This is a genomic window from Priestia sp. ABM2_011 (genome assembly GCF_056158845.1).
In genome coordinates, this window is record NZ_JBSWUB010000001.1 from 3,098,766 (window position 1) to 3,113,282 (window position 14,517).

Annotated in this window: 18 protein-coding genes, 3 tRNA genes and 1 pseudogene; 9 read left to right on the forward strand and 13 right to left on the reverse strand. The window is 37.6% G+C overall.

Annotated features, from left to right (window positions below; all coding sequences use genetic code 11):
* Positions 1-45: 45 nt before the first annotated feature.
* The 7 genes from ACXAE4_RS16660 to ACXAE4_RS16690 all read right to left on the reverse strand — a co-directional run bounded on the left by ACXAE4_RS16660 (position 46) and on the right by ACXAE4_RS16690 (position 5,819).
* Positions 46-285: a glycine betaine ABC transporter substrate-binding protein gene (locus ACXAE4_RS16660; protein ID WP_475237334.1), complete on the reverse strand. Its 240-nt coding sequence runs from the start codon at positions 283-285 to the stop codon at positions 46-48.
* Positions 222-980, reverse strand: a complete 759-nt coding sequence (locus tag ACXAE4_RS16665; RefSeq protein ID WP_475236427.1) for an ABC transporter substrate-binding protein — start codon at positions 978-980, stop codon at positions 222-224. The genes ACXAE4_RS16660 and ACXAE4_RS16665 overlap by 64 nt, the downstream gene beginning before the upstream one ends.
* Positions 981-998: 18 nt before the next feature.
* On the reverse strand, positions 999-2,345 hold the full coding sequence (locus tag ACXAE4_RS16670) for a sigma-54-dependent transcriptional regulator (protein ID WP_186807037.1): 1,347 nt from the start codon (positions 2,343-2,345) through the stop codon (positions 999-1,001).
* A 5-nt stretch (positions 2,346-2,350) separates the two neighbouring features.
* The gene (locus ACXAE4_RS16675; RefSeq protein ID WP_165573429.1) at positions 2,351-4,477 is read right to left on the reverse strand and encodes a sensor histidine kinase; all 2,127 of its coding nucleotides are present in this window, start codon (positions 4,475-4,477) and stop codon (positions 2,351-2,353) included.
* 210 nt (positions 4,478-4,687) lie between these two features.
* Complete coding sequence (locus tag ACXAE4_RS16680; protein ID WP_013056948.1) at positions 4,688-4,810, reverse strand: YjcZ family sporulation protein; 123 nt, start codon at positions 4,808-4,810, stop codon at positions 4,688-4,690.
* 189 nt (positions 4,811-4,999) lie between these two features.
* Positions 5,000-5,512: a GNAT family N-acetyltransferase gene (locus tag ACXAE4_RS16685; RefSeq protein WP_154988861.1), complete on the reverse strand. Its 513-nt coding sequence runs from the start codon at positions 5,510-5,512 to the stop codon at positions 5,000-5,002.
* 82 nt (positions 5,513-5,594) lie between these two features.
* On the reverse strand, positions 5,595-5,819 hold the full coding sequence (locus ACXAE4_RS16690; protein ID WP_028413440.1) for a YczF family membrane protein: 225 nt from the start codon (positions 5,817-5,819) through the stop codon (positions 5,595-5,597).
* Positions 5,820-5,965: 146 nt separating this feature from the next.
* Here ACXAE4_RS16690 and ACXAE4_RS16695 point away from each other — a divergent pair, with 146 nt between their 5' ends.
* The 9 genes and pseudogenes from ACXAE4_RS16695 to ACXAE4_RS16735 all read left to right on the forward strand — a co-directional run bounded on the left by ACXAE4_RS16695 (position 5,966) and on the right by ACXAE4_RS16735 (position 9,833).
* Positions 5,966-6,163 (forward strand): hypothetical protein, encoded by a 198-nt coding sequence (locus ACXAE4_RS16695; protein WP_475236432.1) that lies wholly within the window; start codon positions 5,966-5,968, stop codon positions 6,161-6,163.
* A gap of 319 nt (positions 6,164-6,482) precedes the next feature.
* A pseudogene (locus ACXAE4_RS16700) lies at positions 6,483-6,809 on the forward strand (spore germination protein).
* A 2-nt stretch (positions 6,810-6,811) separates the two neighbouring features.
* On the forward strand, positions 6,812-6,904 hold the full coding sequence (locus ACXAE4_RS16705; protein ID WP_475236434.1) for a spore germination protein: 93 nt from the start codon (positions 6,812-6,814) through the stop codon (positions 6,902-6,904).
* The gene (locus tag ACXAE4_RS16710; RefSeq protein WP_475237336.1) at positions 6,864-7,115 is read left to right on the forward strand and encodes a spore germination protein; all 252 of its coding nucleotides are present in this window, start codon (positions 6,864-6,866) and stop codon (positions 7,113-7,115) included. Before ACXAE4_RS16705 ends, ACXAE4_RS16710 begins: the two co-directional genes overlap by 41 nt.
* A gap of 44 nt (positions 7,116-7,159) precedes the next feature.
* The gene (locus ACXAE4_RS16715; RefSeq protein WP_475237338.1) at positions 7,160-7,384 is read left to right on the forward strand and encodes a spore germination protein; all 225 of its coding nucleotides are present in this window, start codon (positions 7,160-7,162) and stop codon (positions 7,382-7,384) included.
* Complete coding sequence (locus tag ACXAE4_RS16720; RefSeq protein WP_475236437.1) at positions 7,374-7,466, forward strand: hypothetical protein; 93 nt, start codon at positions 7,374-7,376, stop codon at positions 7,464-7,466. Before ACXAE4_RS16715 ends, ACXAE4_RS16720 begins: the two co-directional genes overlap by 11 nt.
* Positions 7,467-8,406: 940 nt before the next feature.
* Positions 8,407-8,892 carry a Ger(x)C family spore germination C-terminal domain-containing protein gene (locus ACXAE4_RS16725; protein ID WP_475237340.1) on the forward strand — a complete coding sequence of 162 codons (486 nt, stop codon included), beginning with the start codon at positions 8,407-8,409 and terminating at the stop codon, positions 8,890-8,892.
* A 20-nt stretch (positions 8,893-8,912) separates the two neighbouring features.
* Positions 8,913-9,275, forward strand: a complete 363-nt coding sequence (locus tag ACXAE4_RS16730) for a GerAB/ArcD/ProY family transporter (protein WP_475236440.1) — start codon at positions 8,913-8,915, stop codon at positions 9,273-9,275.
* A 432-nt stretch (positions 9,276-9,707) separates the two neighbouring features.
* Entirely contained in the window at positions 9,708-9,833 is a 126-nt protein-coding gene (locus ACXAE4_RS16735) for a GerAB/ArcD/ProY family transporter (RefSeq protein WP_475237342.1), read from the forward strand.
* Between the two features lie 406 nt (positions 9,834-10,239).
* Here ACXAE4_RS16735 and ACXAE4_RS16740 read toward each other — a convergent pair whose 3' ends face one another.
* The 6 genes from ACXAE4_RS16740 to ACXAE4_RS16765 form a co-directional block, all read right to left on the reverse strand.
* Positions 10,240-11,640: a Na+/H+ antiporter NhaC family protein gene (locus ACXAE4_RS16740; protein ID WP_475236442.1), complete on the reverse strand. Its 1,401-nt coding sequence runs from the start codon at positions 11,638-11,640 to the stop codon at positions 10,240-10,242.
* A gap of 215 nt (positions 11,641-11,855) precedes the next feature.
* Positions 11,856-11,927: transfer RNA gene (locus ACXAE4_RS16745), tRNA-Gly, on the reverse strand.
* A gap of 20 nt (positions 11,928-11,947) precedes the next feature.
* Positions 11,948-12,029 (reverse strand) — tRNA-Leu (locus ACXAE4_RS16750).
* A gap of 26 nt (positions 12,030-12,055) precedes the next feature.
* A tRNA-Trp gene (locus ACXAE4_RS16755) sits at positions 12,056-12,129 on the reverse strand.
* Between the two features lie 240 nt (positions 12,130-12,369).
* On the reverse strand, positions 12,370-13,764 hold the full coding sequence (locus tag ACXAE4_RS16760) for a phospholipase D-like domain-containing protein (protein WP_154989602.1): 1,395 nt from the start codon (positions 13,762-13,764) through the stop codon (positions 12,370-12,372).
* Between the two features lie 367 nt (positions 13,765-14,131).
* A complete protein-coding gene (locus ACXAE4_RS16765; protein WP_014460213.1) occupies positions 14,132-14,401 on the reverse strand; it encodes a hypothetical protein in 270 nt (89 codons plus the stop codon).
* Positions 14,402-14,517: the final 116 nt, after the last annotated feature.

Sequence of the window (14,517 nt, forward strand, 5' to 3'; positions counted from 1 at the left end):
TGGGCTCAACTACTTTTGTCCCAGCCTCTTTTTTTATTATATCTATCAACGAGTAATCAAGTGATTTTCCAGTAAAAATTTATAGGCAACATCTGATACGTCTTTGTGTAAAATATCAACTTGGTAATTCAGCTCTACCATCTTTTTATTCGTTAGTTTACTTGATAGTTCATTTAAAGTGGAAACAACAGACGGATAACGGCTTGCTAATGATTGTTTTACTACAGGAGCCGCATAATAAGGCGGAAAAAGAGATTGATTTCCTTTAGTAACACAAGGTCGTATGCTTGAATTCGACTATCAGATATCATTCCAATCCCTACGTCTACTCTGCCTTCTTTCACCGCCAAAGGAATAATTTCTGAATCGATTCCAATGATTTCAGTTGAAACGGACTTTAACTCATAGTTATTAGCTAATTGCACCAAGCCGTCTTTTCTTTTTAGAAATTCATTGTTTGTAGCTATCTTTACTTCTTTATTTTGCTTTTTTATGTAGGAAATCAAGTCAGAAACAGAGTTTAAATGATGCTCCTTTGCAAAAGAACGGTTAACTAAAACCCCCCAGCTGCTGTTAAAATGGCTAGTGTTCAGCCACGTTAAGTGGTTTTTCGCATCCGTTTCTTTCACCAGCTGATACAACTTTTTTTCATTATAAACCGGCTCTTGGTTTTGATGCACAATCCTTGCCGTACTCGTATATTCCCAGTACATATCAATATAGCCCGCCAAGCTTGCTTTTCGAATAGAATCGCTGTCTAAAAAGCGCCTTTCGTGTACAGTAGCTCCTTGTTCTTTTAATAGAAGCGCGGTCATTTTCATTAGTAGATATTGCTCTGTCATAGATTTCGACCCAACTGTAATACTAACAGAATCGAGAGACTTCTTTTCTTCCCTAAGAGGGGTAGTACTGTGCTGCTGACATGCTCCCAGTACTGTAAAACACAGTACTAGTAAGCTGAATATTTTACGATAGGTCATTTCTTTCATATCCTTTTTCTAAAATTTAAGACCCATTTTTTTCATTTTATAAATTAACGTATGGCGAGCAATTCCTAGTTTTTGAGCTGCTTTCGTTTGATTGCCTTTCATTTCTTCAAGAGCGTTTTTAATCATTTCTTCCTCTACTTCACCTAATGCATGTGATAAGTTTGTTTGTTTTGCTTTCACCTGCTGATTCCTATATGAATGAGACTCTTGCTTATTAAAAAGATATGTTAAATCAGAGAGCTCAATTGTCCCATACCGTTTTAAAATATGAACTCTTTCAATCGCATTTAACAGCTCACGAATATTTCCCGGCCACTCATAAGAAATTAGCTGTTGAAGTGCCGCGTTTGAAACAGTAAGCGTCTTATTGTATTTTGTATTTAACTTTATAATGTGGTGATGAATGAGCGGCTCAATATCTTCTTTTCGGTGCCTTAGAGGAGGAATGGTGATCTCCATTAAATTTAATCGATAGTATAAATCTTCCCGAAATTTCTTTTGTTCTACTAACTGTTGAAGCGGTTTATTTGTAGCTGAAATAATTCGGACGTCCAAGGATTCATACTCGTTGCTTCCGAGCTGCATTACTTTTTTTTCTTCGATTACATGCAATAGCTTTGCCTGCATGCTTAACGAAATTTCTCCAATTTCATCTAAAAAGATTGTACCGCCGTCCGCAGCAGAAAACTTTCCTTTTTGAGAAGAAGCAGCCCCTGTAAACGCTCCTTTTCTATAGCCAAACAGTTCACTTTCAAGAAGGGCTTCTGGTATGGCTGCGCAGTTGATAGCCACAAAAGGATTGTTTTTTCTATGACTCTGCTCATGTATCCATTTAGCCATCGCGGTTTTACCTACTCCGCTTTCACCTAGAATTAAAATGCTAGCGTCTGTATCTTTTACGTACTCTACCATTTCCACTAACTTGTTCATTTCTGAGCTTTTTGAAATAAAGTCTTTGTCTTTACCTTTTTCCATCACGGCATCCGGTTGCTTGTCCGTACATAGCGAAGCAATAATATTCTTTAGTTCTTCAAGTTCAACAGGCTTATTCAAATAATCAGCAGCCCCTATTTTCATAGATTGCACAGCGCTCTCAACATTTCCGTATGCAGTAAGCATGATTACTTTTGATTGCGTTACCTCTTTTAACTTCTTTAACACATCGATCCCCGTCATATCCGGAAGCATATAATCTAGTATCACCACATCGATATCCAGCGTTTTAGCCATTTCGATTCCTTTTCCTCCAGTATATGCCGCGTGCGTATGAAAACCAGATTTCTGAAGCTTTTTGGCTACCAGCTTACAAAGGTTCTGTTCATCATCAATCATTAACACACTGCACTTATTCTCCATGTTTTTTAGCCTCCTTTTGTATTTTTCTGTTTGGGAAAACGACATGTAATGGTTGTCCCTTTGCCTTCTATACTTTCAATAAATAATTCTCCTCCATGTTCTTTTACAATATCTCTTGCAATCGTTAACCCTAGTCCTGAACCTGTTTCTTTCGTTGAGTAAAAGGGATTAAACAGCCACTCTAAGTCCTGCTTGTTAATGCCTGAACCCGTATCTTCTATACGAACAACCACATATTCTTCGTTCATATTCATCGTTTGAATCGAAGCGATAATATACCCGCCCTCATCCATTGCTTCCATTGCGTTTAAGACAATATTTAAAAACACTTGAATCAATTGATCATAGACCCCTGCAATCAAACATTTTTCCTCAAAGTCTTTTACAATGCTAATGTTTGCTTCATTACACTTTAAACGCAGTAAATGAAACACTTCTTCTAACACTTGTACAAGTGACACTTCCTTCTTTTTCTTTTGACTCATGTTTGCAAAATTAAGAAAATTATTTGTAATCTCTTTGAGACGGTTTACAACGATGAATACATCCGCAGCAAGCTCTTTTACTTCTTCTGAGCAGGCGCTTTCTTCCGCTTCATCTAGCAAAAGTTCAGCTGATCCTGATAAAATGGCTAGAGGATTCTTTATTTCGTGGGCAATTCCTGCCGTAATTTGCCCAATAGACGCCAGCTTATCACTTTGCTGCAGTCTTAGCTGTAACTGCTTTATTTCGGTAATATCTTGCATGACCGCGATAATCCCCATCACTTCACTTGTGTCGGTATAAAAAGTAGAGGTCGTAACTTTAACAATTCTTTTTCTGCCGTCTGAATCGAGAATATAGCTTTCTACCTCTTCCATGTCTTTTCCCGATGCCAATGTGTGAAGCAAAATAAAATCTACGCTTTCCGATTTTATTGGTAAATCTTCTAAGTTAACACCAATCATGTCCTGACGCTGAAAAGCAACCATTCTTTCAAACTGCTGATTCACGTATGTAATTTTACTCCTCGGGTCAATTGTAATAATTCCATAAGGAATTCCTTCTAATACATCGTGAAGGTATCTCTCACTTTGCTCAAGCATTTTTTGTTTTTCATAATTGCTATTTCCCATTTCAATAATTGTACGTGTCAATATACTCAGCTCATCATCCCTTGCCGGCGCTTCTTTATTTAATGGCACGAACGTTTGAGAATTCCGGTACGTTTTTGCATAGCTTGTAAGCTTTACGATTGGCTGTAAAATATTTTTGATGCCTAACCATATAAAAAATAAAGCAAGCAGCAATATACTAATAAAACTAACGCGCAGTAAAAGAGATAATTTATGTAAAGGAGAAAAGGCTACGTTAGTCGGTACACCATAAACCAAGTTCCAGCCTTCTTGGTTCGTTTGATAAGCTGCTAAACTCTCTTGTCCATTATGATTTATTTGAGTATAGCCAGAAACGTTTGGTATTTTGTCTACTGAAAACTTCTTGTTAAGCTGCTTATCGCTTGTAGATGCGATGACATTTCCTTTGCGATCTGCTAAAAAACCGAAGTGTCCTCGTGACAGGCTGACGCTTTTTAACACCTCTGATAAATAATCCCGGCTTAGTTCTGCAACAATAATTCCTTTAAATTCTTTATCCTTAGTAAGAACGGGTACAGAAATGGTTACTACTTTTTGATGACGATAATTTTGAATAAGATCCGATAAAGCGTACGTATGTGTCCAATACACCTGGGTAAAATTAGGGTGATGATAAATTAAATTGTTTTGACTTGAAGCAAAAGGCGTTTCAAACTTTACGCGTTTTTGTTCATTGATATAGTAAATGGAATGAATAACTGAACTTTGTGAATTTGCTTGTTTAGCTCGGTTATACATTCTATTTATGTTAAGATCTGACTCTAGCCCCTCTCCTGCAATAAGCTGCAGCTGCGAAGCCACATGCTCAATTTCTGAATTCAGCCTTTTAGCTATAATATCTTTACTTGCAATGTTTTGAACCTTTACATCTTCTTTAATAATTTTGCTTGCATAACCCGTAATGATGTAATAAATGATGATGCCCGGTACAATTAAAATAACCGTAAACAAAAGAAGATATTTAGTTGTAATACTTTTCGAAATAGGAAAGTTCACCTTATGCCCTCTCTTTTTTGTTTGCTTCTTCATAAATGTAAGCGTTATTATCTTTATTAAAAGTATAGCAGATATCGATCGTAATAGGGTTTTTAATTGTTCAACCGTTCATCATAGCTGCTAGTGAGCATGTAATTCCCTTAAAAGCTAACGGACGTTTTAAACACAAAAAAGCCTAAAGAAATTTCTTTAGGCTATTCAGTGATATAATTAGCAGCCGTAGCCGCCACCATAACCACCGCTATAACAACTACATCCGATGATTACTAATAGAATAAATAATACAACTAATAAAGCGAAACCAGAACCAAATCCACATCCAGCATTAGACATACAAGCACTCCCTTTCAACGTAATTTTCTGTTGCTAAAACAAAGAAGGTTCAAACATGGGGTGTTTCTCATGGATAGGTTATTGTATGTCTGCCTAGACGTTTTGGTTTGCTGTCCTGCTCATTTTTTTAAAAATTGGGCTTGTTTTCGTCTTTACAACTCGGAAAATGTAATTCCGTAAAAGTAAAGCTCATTTCCACTCTTCCTTTAAAATCGCGTAATAATATTCATCCCACCATCCTTTTTCAGTTGGAATACATTTTTTGAAATACCCTTCTCTTCTCATCCCGATCTTCTCCATAACACGATAAGAAGACGTATTCTCAGGTTGACAAGTAGCAATAACCCGATGCAGTTTCATTGTATTAAAGCCGTAGTCCACGATTGCTTTTGCCGCTTCTGACGCATATCCTTTCTGATGATAGAGGGAATTAAATACCCAGCCAATTTCATAAGTATGGTCCCCAAAATAGTTAAAAAAGACGATATGACCAATTAGGATTTTTTCGTTCTTTAACACAACTGGAAAATTTTTAACGTTTTCTTTCATATTTTCATTTACAAATTTCTTCGCATCATCCTTACTAAAAACACCTTCTGGTATGTACTTCATGACATTAGCATCAGATGTATATGTGTAGACATCTTGCCAATCTTCATATTTAAATTTGCGTATTAGTAATCTGTTAGTCTCAATGTTCATATGGTTCTCCCCTATCTCAAAGCTATCTTTCTATACGCTTGTTTCGATAGCGAAGAGATAAACACCTCTTTGCACCAAGTTACTAGTGCTTTTGTTGACGCTTCTTTAAAACAAGGTAAAGCGACTCTGCAAAAAAGAAAAACAAAAGAGAAAAAAGGACAAATAATTCGGCCACTTCCATTACACGAAACGGGCTTAACGCATTGTATAGTGCCTGCAGTACGTTCGCTCCTTGAAAAAGATCAATTCCTACAGAAAGAGCAATCACAGATCCAAATAGCAGCAGGCTAACTCCAATAATTTTCATTCCTTTCACTCCTTACCTAATGGTTACTTACCTCATAGGGTCGTCATTTTCATTTACCGTCATGCAAAAGATATTTTGTTAAAAATTACATAATTATACAGTTTTTGGTCAAATTAATAAAAACTATAGTAAGGGTGCTTTCATTTATGCCTTCGTTTTTTAAAAATCGCAAACAAAAAAATAAACTTGAATCACATGATGAAGAGTATCAAACTGCTAATCATGGAAAAGCAACTACGCTTAAGAAGTTTCATTACCAAATAACCTTAACTATGATTAAACAGAAAACAGGAAAAAGTTCAGATGTCATTATTCGTGAGATAAAATTAGGCGGCAATAGCTGATATTAACTACGGCGATTGTTTACATAGAAGGAATTGTAAACAATCAGGCAATTCAAGAATACTATACTTCAATCTATGATGAAAGATAATCATAAAGAATGAACTTAATCAGATCACAATGCGATTGGAGCCTACTTTCTGAAGATATCATGACAGTTGGCAACATAACGTTTGCAATCACTAATTCAGAATGATCTATTTTGCTTCTTTAATGGCGGGCGATAGCCATCTTATCTTAGTCGATGGCAGTAAATCACGCATTCAGTGCTGAGCACAGCAAGGTGGAGAGAAGCGTTCTATTACGGAATCCACTACCGAAATGGTAGTGCGGGGACCAAAAGGTGCCTTTACTGAGTCTATTGGCACCAATACTTAGCCATGGTGCGCCGAATTATTAAAACACCCGACTTATGGCTAGAGTCGATGAAGAGTTGGCCGAGTAACTAAAGACGGATGTCACATCTTATGTATATTCATGGCATCGCAAACGATAAAGTTGTGAAAGAAATTCGAAAGCGATTACAAAAACATTGATATTGATAGTATTTTGGAATCAGGTTATGTTGAGCAGCTGATTGAAGATCAAACGGTCACTCCTTTTCCCACTATTTACAACACAGAAAGACCCGACGTGGTGGCAGGGTAACCTTGTTGGAAGGAAGAATCGCTATTTTCGTGGACGGAACTCCATTTGTCCTCATTGCACCAGCGTGTATTTATACAATTTTTCCAATCGGCTGAAGATTATTATGCGCGGTTTGACATTGCCACTTCCATTCGGCTTTTACGTATTTTTATGTTTATGATTTCACTTATCGCGCCTGCTACGTATGTAGCGGTTACAACATTTCATCAAGAGATGGTACCTACAACGCTCATTGTAGCACTTGCAGCACAACGAGAATCCGTCCCACTTCCCTGCGTTCATAGAAGCTTTACTCATGGAAGTTAACTTTTGAGATTTTACGGGAGGCAGGGATACGTTTACCTAAAGCTATCGGTTCAGCAGTTTCTATTGTCGGAGCCCTTGTAATTGGTCAAGCAGCTGTTCAGGCAAGCATTGTTTCACCTGCAATGGTTATTATCGTATCCATTACAGCCATTGCAAGTTTTGCTACACCGTCTTTCGATATGGCCATCTCGGCGCGCTTAATTCGTTTTTTATTTATGACTAGGCGCGGCTACATTCGGTTTCTATGGCATTATTCTTATGTCTCTTAATGATGAGTTGTCCATTTGTGCAGTCTTACGATCATTTGGAGTTCCTTACATGTCCCCGTTTGCACCCTTTATACCCTGGTAAGACAACGGTGACACTGTTGCTACGGTTACCATGGTGGACGTTGAGACAGAAGACCTAAACTGATTAGTGACTACCAACACAGTCCGTCAGAAGCTGCAACATCAACAAGCCTGACGTCCTCCTGCATCTCAAGTGGCATGGTAAATCAGTGAATTTCGAAGAGGGTGATCAATGATGAAGCGTAAAGGCTTATTTTTACTTGTAACGATCATGACAATGACTTGTAATACTTACAAGCTGCTGGAGTAAAAAAGAATTAACAGACCTTGCATATTGTATCGGCAATGGGCATTGATAAAACGAAAAGACGGACGGTATGAGCTTAACGCTTTCAAATTATTAACCCGGGAAACGTAGCTGGCGGTATACAAGGGGGCGGCGGTAGCCCAAAGTCCGCCTGTTACGATCTATTCTGCTTCTGGCGATAATTTAGTTGAAGCAAGCAGACGCGCTTCAGCTAGAATTTCCCGAAGACTTGTATTATGCCCATACCAACTTAGTCGTAGATCGGAGAAAAACTAGCGCAGTGAAGAAGGAATTAACATTCATTAATTGATGGTCTATTGATCGCGATCCTGAATTTCGAATTACGACTTCCCTAGTCATCGCCAACCAGTCAAGTGCTGCTGATCTTGGTAAAGAGCACTAACGCCTGTCGATAAAATTCCAGCAAATAAGATTACTAAAAACGCTTAGAATTTACGCAAAGAAAATGGGGAGAGAATGTAAAGACATCACTCTCAAGAGGTGATGAAGAGTCTCTCGAATCTCCCTGGAAGAGGAAGCAGTTGTATCAGGATTTCGTCTAGTTGGTAATCCTCAGCAAGCACAAAAGCTAGATAATCTTCAGGAAAGTGCACCAGAAGCAACACTTCGCGCTTCCGGGATTGCAGTATTAAAAGAGGGAAAACTAGTCGATTGGTTATATGGAAAACCAGCAATAGGGACAGTATGGATTCTTGATAAAATTCAAGGCACTGATATTAATATTGATTGGAAAGGAAAAAAAGAAGCTATTGCTTATCAAACTGTAAGACAAAAAACAAGCATCTCTGCCCAAGTCAAGAATGGCCAACCTCATATTTCCGTTCATACACGTGTTGAAGGAGATATTGGTGATATGGAGGTACCTGTTGATATTAAAAATCCAAAGGTTATTAGAAAAATGGAACAATCCATCGGAAAAAAAATCGAAAAAGATCTAAAGATGGCTATTGAACGTGCCAAAAAAAACAGAACAGATATCTTAGGATTTGGAGAGGTAATTCATCGTACTAGGCCAAATCAATTTAAGAAATTTAAACAAGAATGGAATGATGTGTACTTTCCAAAGTTAGAAGTGGATATTACAGTAGAAGCTTACATTCGCCGAACGGGTCTGCGCAATAAATCGTTTCTCTCTAGCGTAAAAGAAAAACAACAATGAGGTAAGGAGGTTCTGGCTATATGGAAAAAGCAAAAATCAGCGCCACTCAATTATTCATTCTCATGGTATTATTCGAACTGGGGAGCGCTTTATTAGTTCCTCTTGCAATGAGAGCGAAGCAAGATGCATGGCTAGCTATTTTAATTGGAATGCTGTTCAGCTTTTTTTTCTTCTTAGTCTATCATAGAGCTGTATTCTCTATTACCCGGATCTTTTGTTTACCGAGTACGTACAGAAAGATTTTAGGGAAAGCCCTTAGGATTCGCTTCTTGGCATTTGTCTATATCCTTTACTTCATGTACGATGCCTCAAGGGTTCTACGTGATTTTGGTGAGATGCTTGTTGGCCTTTGCTTATCCCGATACGCCTTTATTTATTGCTAATGCTTTATTAATCCTCGTCATTATTTATACTGTTACGAAAAGGAATTGAGGTTATTGCGACGGTCAGGAGAGCTTGCTGTTTATTTTTATGTATTTTCTGGCTGTTGCAGGCTTCATTTTAATTATATCGCTCAGGATTAATTGATTTTAAGAACTTACAGCCGGTATTAAAAGAAGGACGTGCTCATTTCCTGTTGCAAAAATTGCTGTTAACTCGAAACGCTGTATTTTCCATTTTCACAGAAACTCATTGTAATTACCATGCTTCTTGCCGTATTTAAACAACCCCAAAAAAGCTAAGCGTCACCATGTTTTGTGCTACTGCATTAAGTGGGGTTAATCTCATTATCACGATGCTCATTAATGTTTGTGTACTGGGAGTTAATTTGACTGACACGCTCACAGTTTCCACTTCTTAGTACTGTCCAAACGATCCAAGTAGCTGATTTTTTAGAGCGTCTAGATGTATTTTTTATGTTCGCTATGGTGATTGGGATTTATTTCAAAGTTAGCATCTTGTTTTATGCTTCTATAATAGGTAGCAGCTACTTTATTTAAAATTAAATCTCCTTCGACGTCTAGCGTATCCTTTTAGGCTAATCATTGTGTTATTTTTGTCGATTACAATCGCTAGTAATTTTCAAGAACACCTTTATGAAGGACTGCACGTAGCGAGATTTCTTTTGCATATGCCGCTATTTTCTATCGTACCCCTACTGCTTCTGATTATCGCCTTTTTGAAGAATAGGAAGAAGCAGCACAGATAGTGTATCTCTACTAAATAAAAAAATGGCGTTAAAATTATTGAGGTGATGTGCGTGTATATATGGTTTTATGATCATTTTGTTAATACCATCTTATTTCCGCTTACTTGTATCATCCTAGTGTGCCTGTCATTAGGACTGTATGCATACTTTAAATTAAAAAAAATGAAAAATTGATACTAGACGGCTATTTTTCTCATTCAAAATAAGAAAGATACAACAAGATAGAAAGCAACTGTTATTCCCGCTGCAATTAAAGCTGGCTTTAATTTATATTTGGCATATTCAATAACAGATAAATCTAATATTTTGGCGATGGTATTCGTATCATCGCTTAAAGGTGAAGAAAACGCTCCAAAGGAACCGCTCGCAAACACCGCACCGATAATTAACGGCAAAGAAAGATCTGCAGAACTTGCAAGCGATACGCCAAGCGGCATTAAAATCCCCCACGTTCCCCAAGCAGATCCGATAAAGTAAGAAATAGCGGCTCCAAAGATAAACATGAACGGAGTGACAAACATTTGAGGAATCCACTTAGAATGTGCCGTCACGAAATTTGAAAAACCTAAGTCTTCTGTAACAGCGGATAATCCCCATACTACCGATAACAACAAAATAACGGACATCAAGTCATTGCCTCCTGTGATAAAACCATTAAGCAAATTCTGTAATGTAAAGCGCTGAAACAAGAAAAAAATGAGGGTAATTAACGTAGTCATAATTAAAGCTACTACCATCGCTTCTAACACGTCTGCTTTAATAAATGCTTCAAAAAAGCTGTGACTCTTACGATGTCCACTCCACCATGTTAAAAGTAAGGTAAGTGAAATCACAACAAGTAAAGGTACTAACAAATTCCAAGGCTTAGAAGGCAAATCCTTCGAGACGCAAGGATGACAATCATGCCAATCTTTTTCGTCTTCTTCCTCGAGCTTCATAGGAGCCGTAGACGTTGAATGATGAAAAAAGCTGAAATAAATCCCTACTAAAATAATCACAATCGAAAAGAAATTATGAGGAATGCTTTGAATAAACAAAGAATAAGCGTCTTGTTTTATGCCTTGATGATCAATTGCCATTTGAATGATTGAGACCATATATCCTACAAATGCCGTTGCCACGGGAATTAAGACGATAACAGGAGTAGCAGTTGTTTCAATAACAAACCCTAGCTCTGCTGTCGTCATTTTCACTTTTTTCAGCAGCGCTCTCATAATGGGCGCGATCGTCACAAAACGAAAGGTGGGAGCACTGAATGTTCCAATGGTTGAAACATAGGTTAAAATAAGAGCTTTTTTTCTTGTATCAATTCTTTCTGCAGCTGTTTCCACAAAACCTTTAACTCCTCCAGCCATCTTAATCATTCCGATAAGCCCTGAAAACGCGTATAAAAAGACAACGATTTCTATATTACTTTTATTTCTAAGAGCTTGTACAACGTAGTGAAGTAACTTTTCAACACCTCCGACAATCGAATGATCAATCAAATAAGCGCCTACTAATAAGCCTAAAAACAAACCTGGCAGCACTTGTTTGGTGAAAATAGCTATTGGAATAACAATTAAAAACGGTATAATTGAAAACCAACTAGATTCCATAGGACTCTCCCCTATCTTAAAAACCATATTAGACGTCTTCACGTATCGTTCATTAGCTTTTAATGTAACCCCAATAATATGTGTATATTCACGAAAACGATACGTATAAGCAGCACTGATTGAATAAACTATTTCTAATTAAAAACAGCATAGTAAAAATCTTTATTTCTACAACAAAAAAAGCAGTTTGCACATGCAAACTGCTTTTGAAAAGAAGCGGAAGACGAGGTTCGAACTCGCGACCCCCACCTTGGCAAGGTGGTGTTCTACCACTGAACTACTTCCGCGCAATATATAAAAGTAAAGATGCGGGTGAAGGGACTTGAACCCCCACGTCATAAGACACTAGATCCTAAGTCTAGCGCGTCTGCCAATTCCGCCACACCCGCGTGTGAATCGAAAAATAACTCCAAAATGGCAGGGGCAGTAGGAATCGAACCCACACTGACGGTTTTGGAGACCGTAGTTCTACCTTTAAACTATGCCCCTAGAAATGACTTCTTCAAAAGAACCTCGTTTATTGACGACGCTATATTATAATAAAACATATATGGAATTTCGTCAATAGGTCTTTTTATGAATCATGACTAGTACTGGCGACTTCAAAAAAAACTGTGAGGCATATCACAGCTTTTCACACTTTCCACCGCCAGTTGCAGCACCTTTTATCCTCTACCATTTATTTTTATAAGCTTTCTGCAAAAGCACTTTTTTAGGCAAAGTTCAGAACTATACAAAATGTCTCCAAAATCGCGTGAAGACTGAAAGAATATGGAGGAGTGCAGATTTTACAGGAGGCACGTTTTTTTGAGAATCCGTATTAAAACTCACAGGTTCCGCCTCATTTCCCACAAGCGTACTGTGAGAAATTTTAGTTTCAATAGCCCCTGTTAGCTCGGCTGCAAATTCTTCACTATCTATCATAACCATAGATTCAGTATTTAAAAATACAGAACGTGAATCTAAGTTAAAAGAACCAACTGCGCTCAAACGCTGGTCGTAAACAACGGATTTCCCGTGAATGGAATAAGGCTGTTGATATTCATAAAGCTTTGAAGCCGCTTTTATGACGCGGTTTTTCACTCCTAAGTATGCAGAAAAAGCCATAGCATTCGGAGTGGACGTAATAGAATTCGTTAAAATAATTCTTTGCACTTTAGATTTTACTGACTTATCTATATACTGTTCCATCTCTTTTGTTGGTACAATATAAGGACTTTGAACGACAATGGATTTTTCAGCTTGCTCAGAAAGCTTAATAAACGTTTTCCATATAAAAGGGCTTTTATTCATTCTTTGAATAGGATTTGCAATAAAAGAAACCTTTCTTGTAGGCATCGTTGATTCTCTCCATACAATATAAGGATGGACAAAGGGTTCGTTTGCTTTTTTGGCCTCTTCGTATTGATCTATTAACAATTTCTTTCCTGAAAGGCCACGAATTTGTTTAGTTTTCTTGAGCTTTGGAAAAGCTTTGCGCGTATACGGGTGGTTCCATAATTTCTCTACATACTTCTCCATTGAGAGAATGACACTATTACTTTCTTGCTTTGTATTATAAATCAGCACATCACGGTCATAGACAAAATTTTTATCCGGTTGACTGGCCAAGTATTTATCTCCGATATTTCGTCCTCCACTAATACCTAATTGGCCATCGACTACTATTATTTTATCGTGAAGACGGTTATGCCATGTCCAAGGTTTAAGAATAGTAAAGGGCTCATAGTACTTTAATTCAATATTATTGTGGAAAGCTAGAGCATAAAGAACATTTTTTCTCTTGCCTTTTAGCCCATGAGAGATCCCGTCTAACAGCACTCGAATACGTATACCTCGGTCCGCAGCTTCGAATAAAGCACCCATAAGTAAATCCGACGAACGACCTTTGCCGATGGAAAAGTACGCAATATCGATTGTATGCCTCGCTTCTTGAATCATCTGCATCCGAACAAGCCCTGAAAAATAACCGTTTTCCAAAAGCATAACACGGTCTGTGGATTCTTTCTTTCCGTAAAAATTCTCAGTATTCATTACTTTTAAGTCTTTTCCCTTGTGCAAAGGGACATAAAACAGTACCACTGCAGTTACGAATACATATATGAAGTACAATACGACAATCATTATTAGTATATTTATTAGCATGTTTCCTGTCACAATCCCTTTCCATTCTTATCGTTCTGTTTTTATTAGGATTCTTACTTTTTTAACTTCTATACCTTTTAAAATAAGAATGGAACGATGGATTATTTGTTACACTACTGTTGATTTCCGTGCAAGCCTTCGCTTCCGCTCCTGCAGGGTCTCACCTATTCTGTTTTCCCTATAGGAGCCTTCGCCTTGCCCTCCAAACAACTGCTAAAAGCCATTATATACACGAAACCTACATTCACTCTGCCAATAAAAAAAAGCAGAAGTTCATTATCTTCTGCTTTTGCAATTTATACTCTATTGTGAACCTGCTGTAAGTCTAAGTAAAACAGCTACTCTTTTATTGATTAAGGTCGTTTTCCATATCTTTTATGTCTTGCTGAAACTCAGTTAAACGCTGACGCTGTGTTTCAGAAGCATTTTCAAGCGCATTCTCAATTTGCTGAGAGGCTTCGTTCACTTCACCTATCGCTTGCTTCGCTTCATGTCCATACGATGCATCATTTTTAGCTTCATTTGCCTGTTCATATGCATCTACTGCTTCTTTATGCCCCTGCTGTGCTGCTTGAAATGATTGTTGTTTATCTTTGTTATATGGGAATTTTTTCATCATAGTGCTCCTTTCCGTTTGTTCACTCTATAGTGTGGCATTTTTCCACTTATTCATACGACGTTTCAATAGGTTGAAGCTGCGTAAATATTCCGCATAACAACTTCCTTTATTAT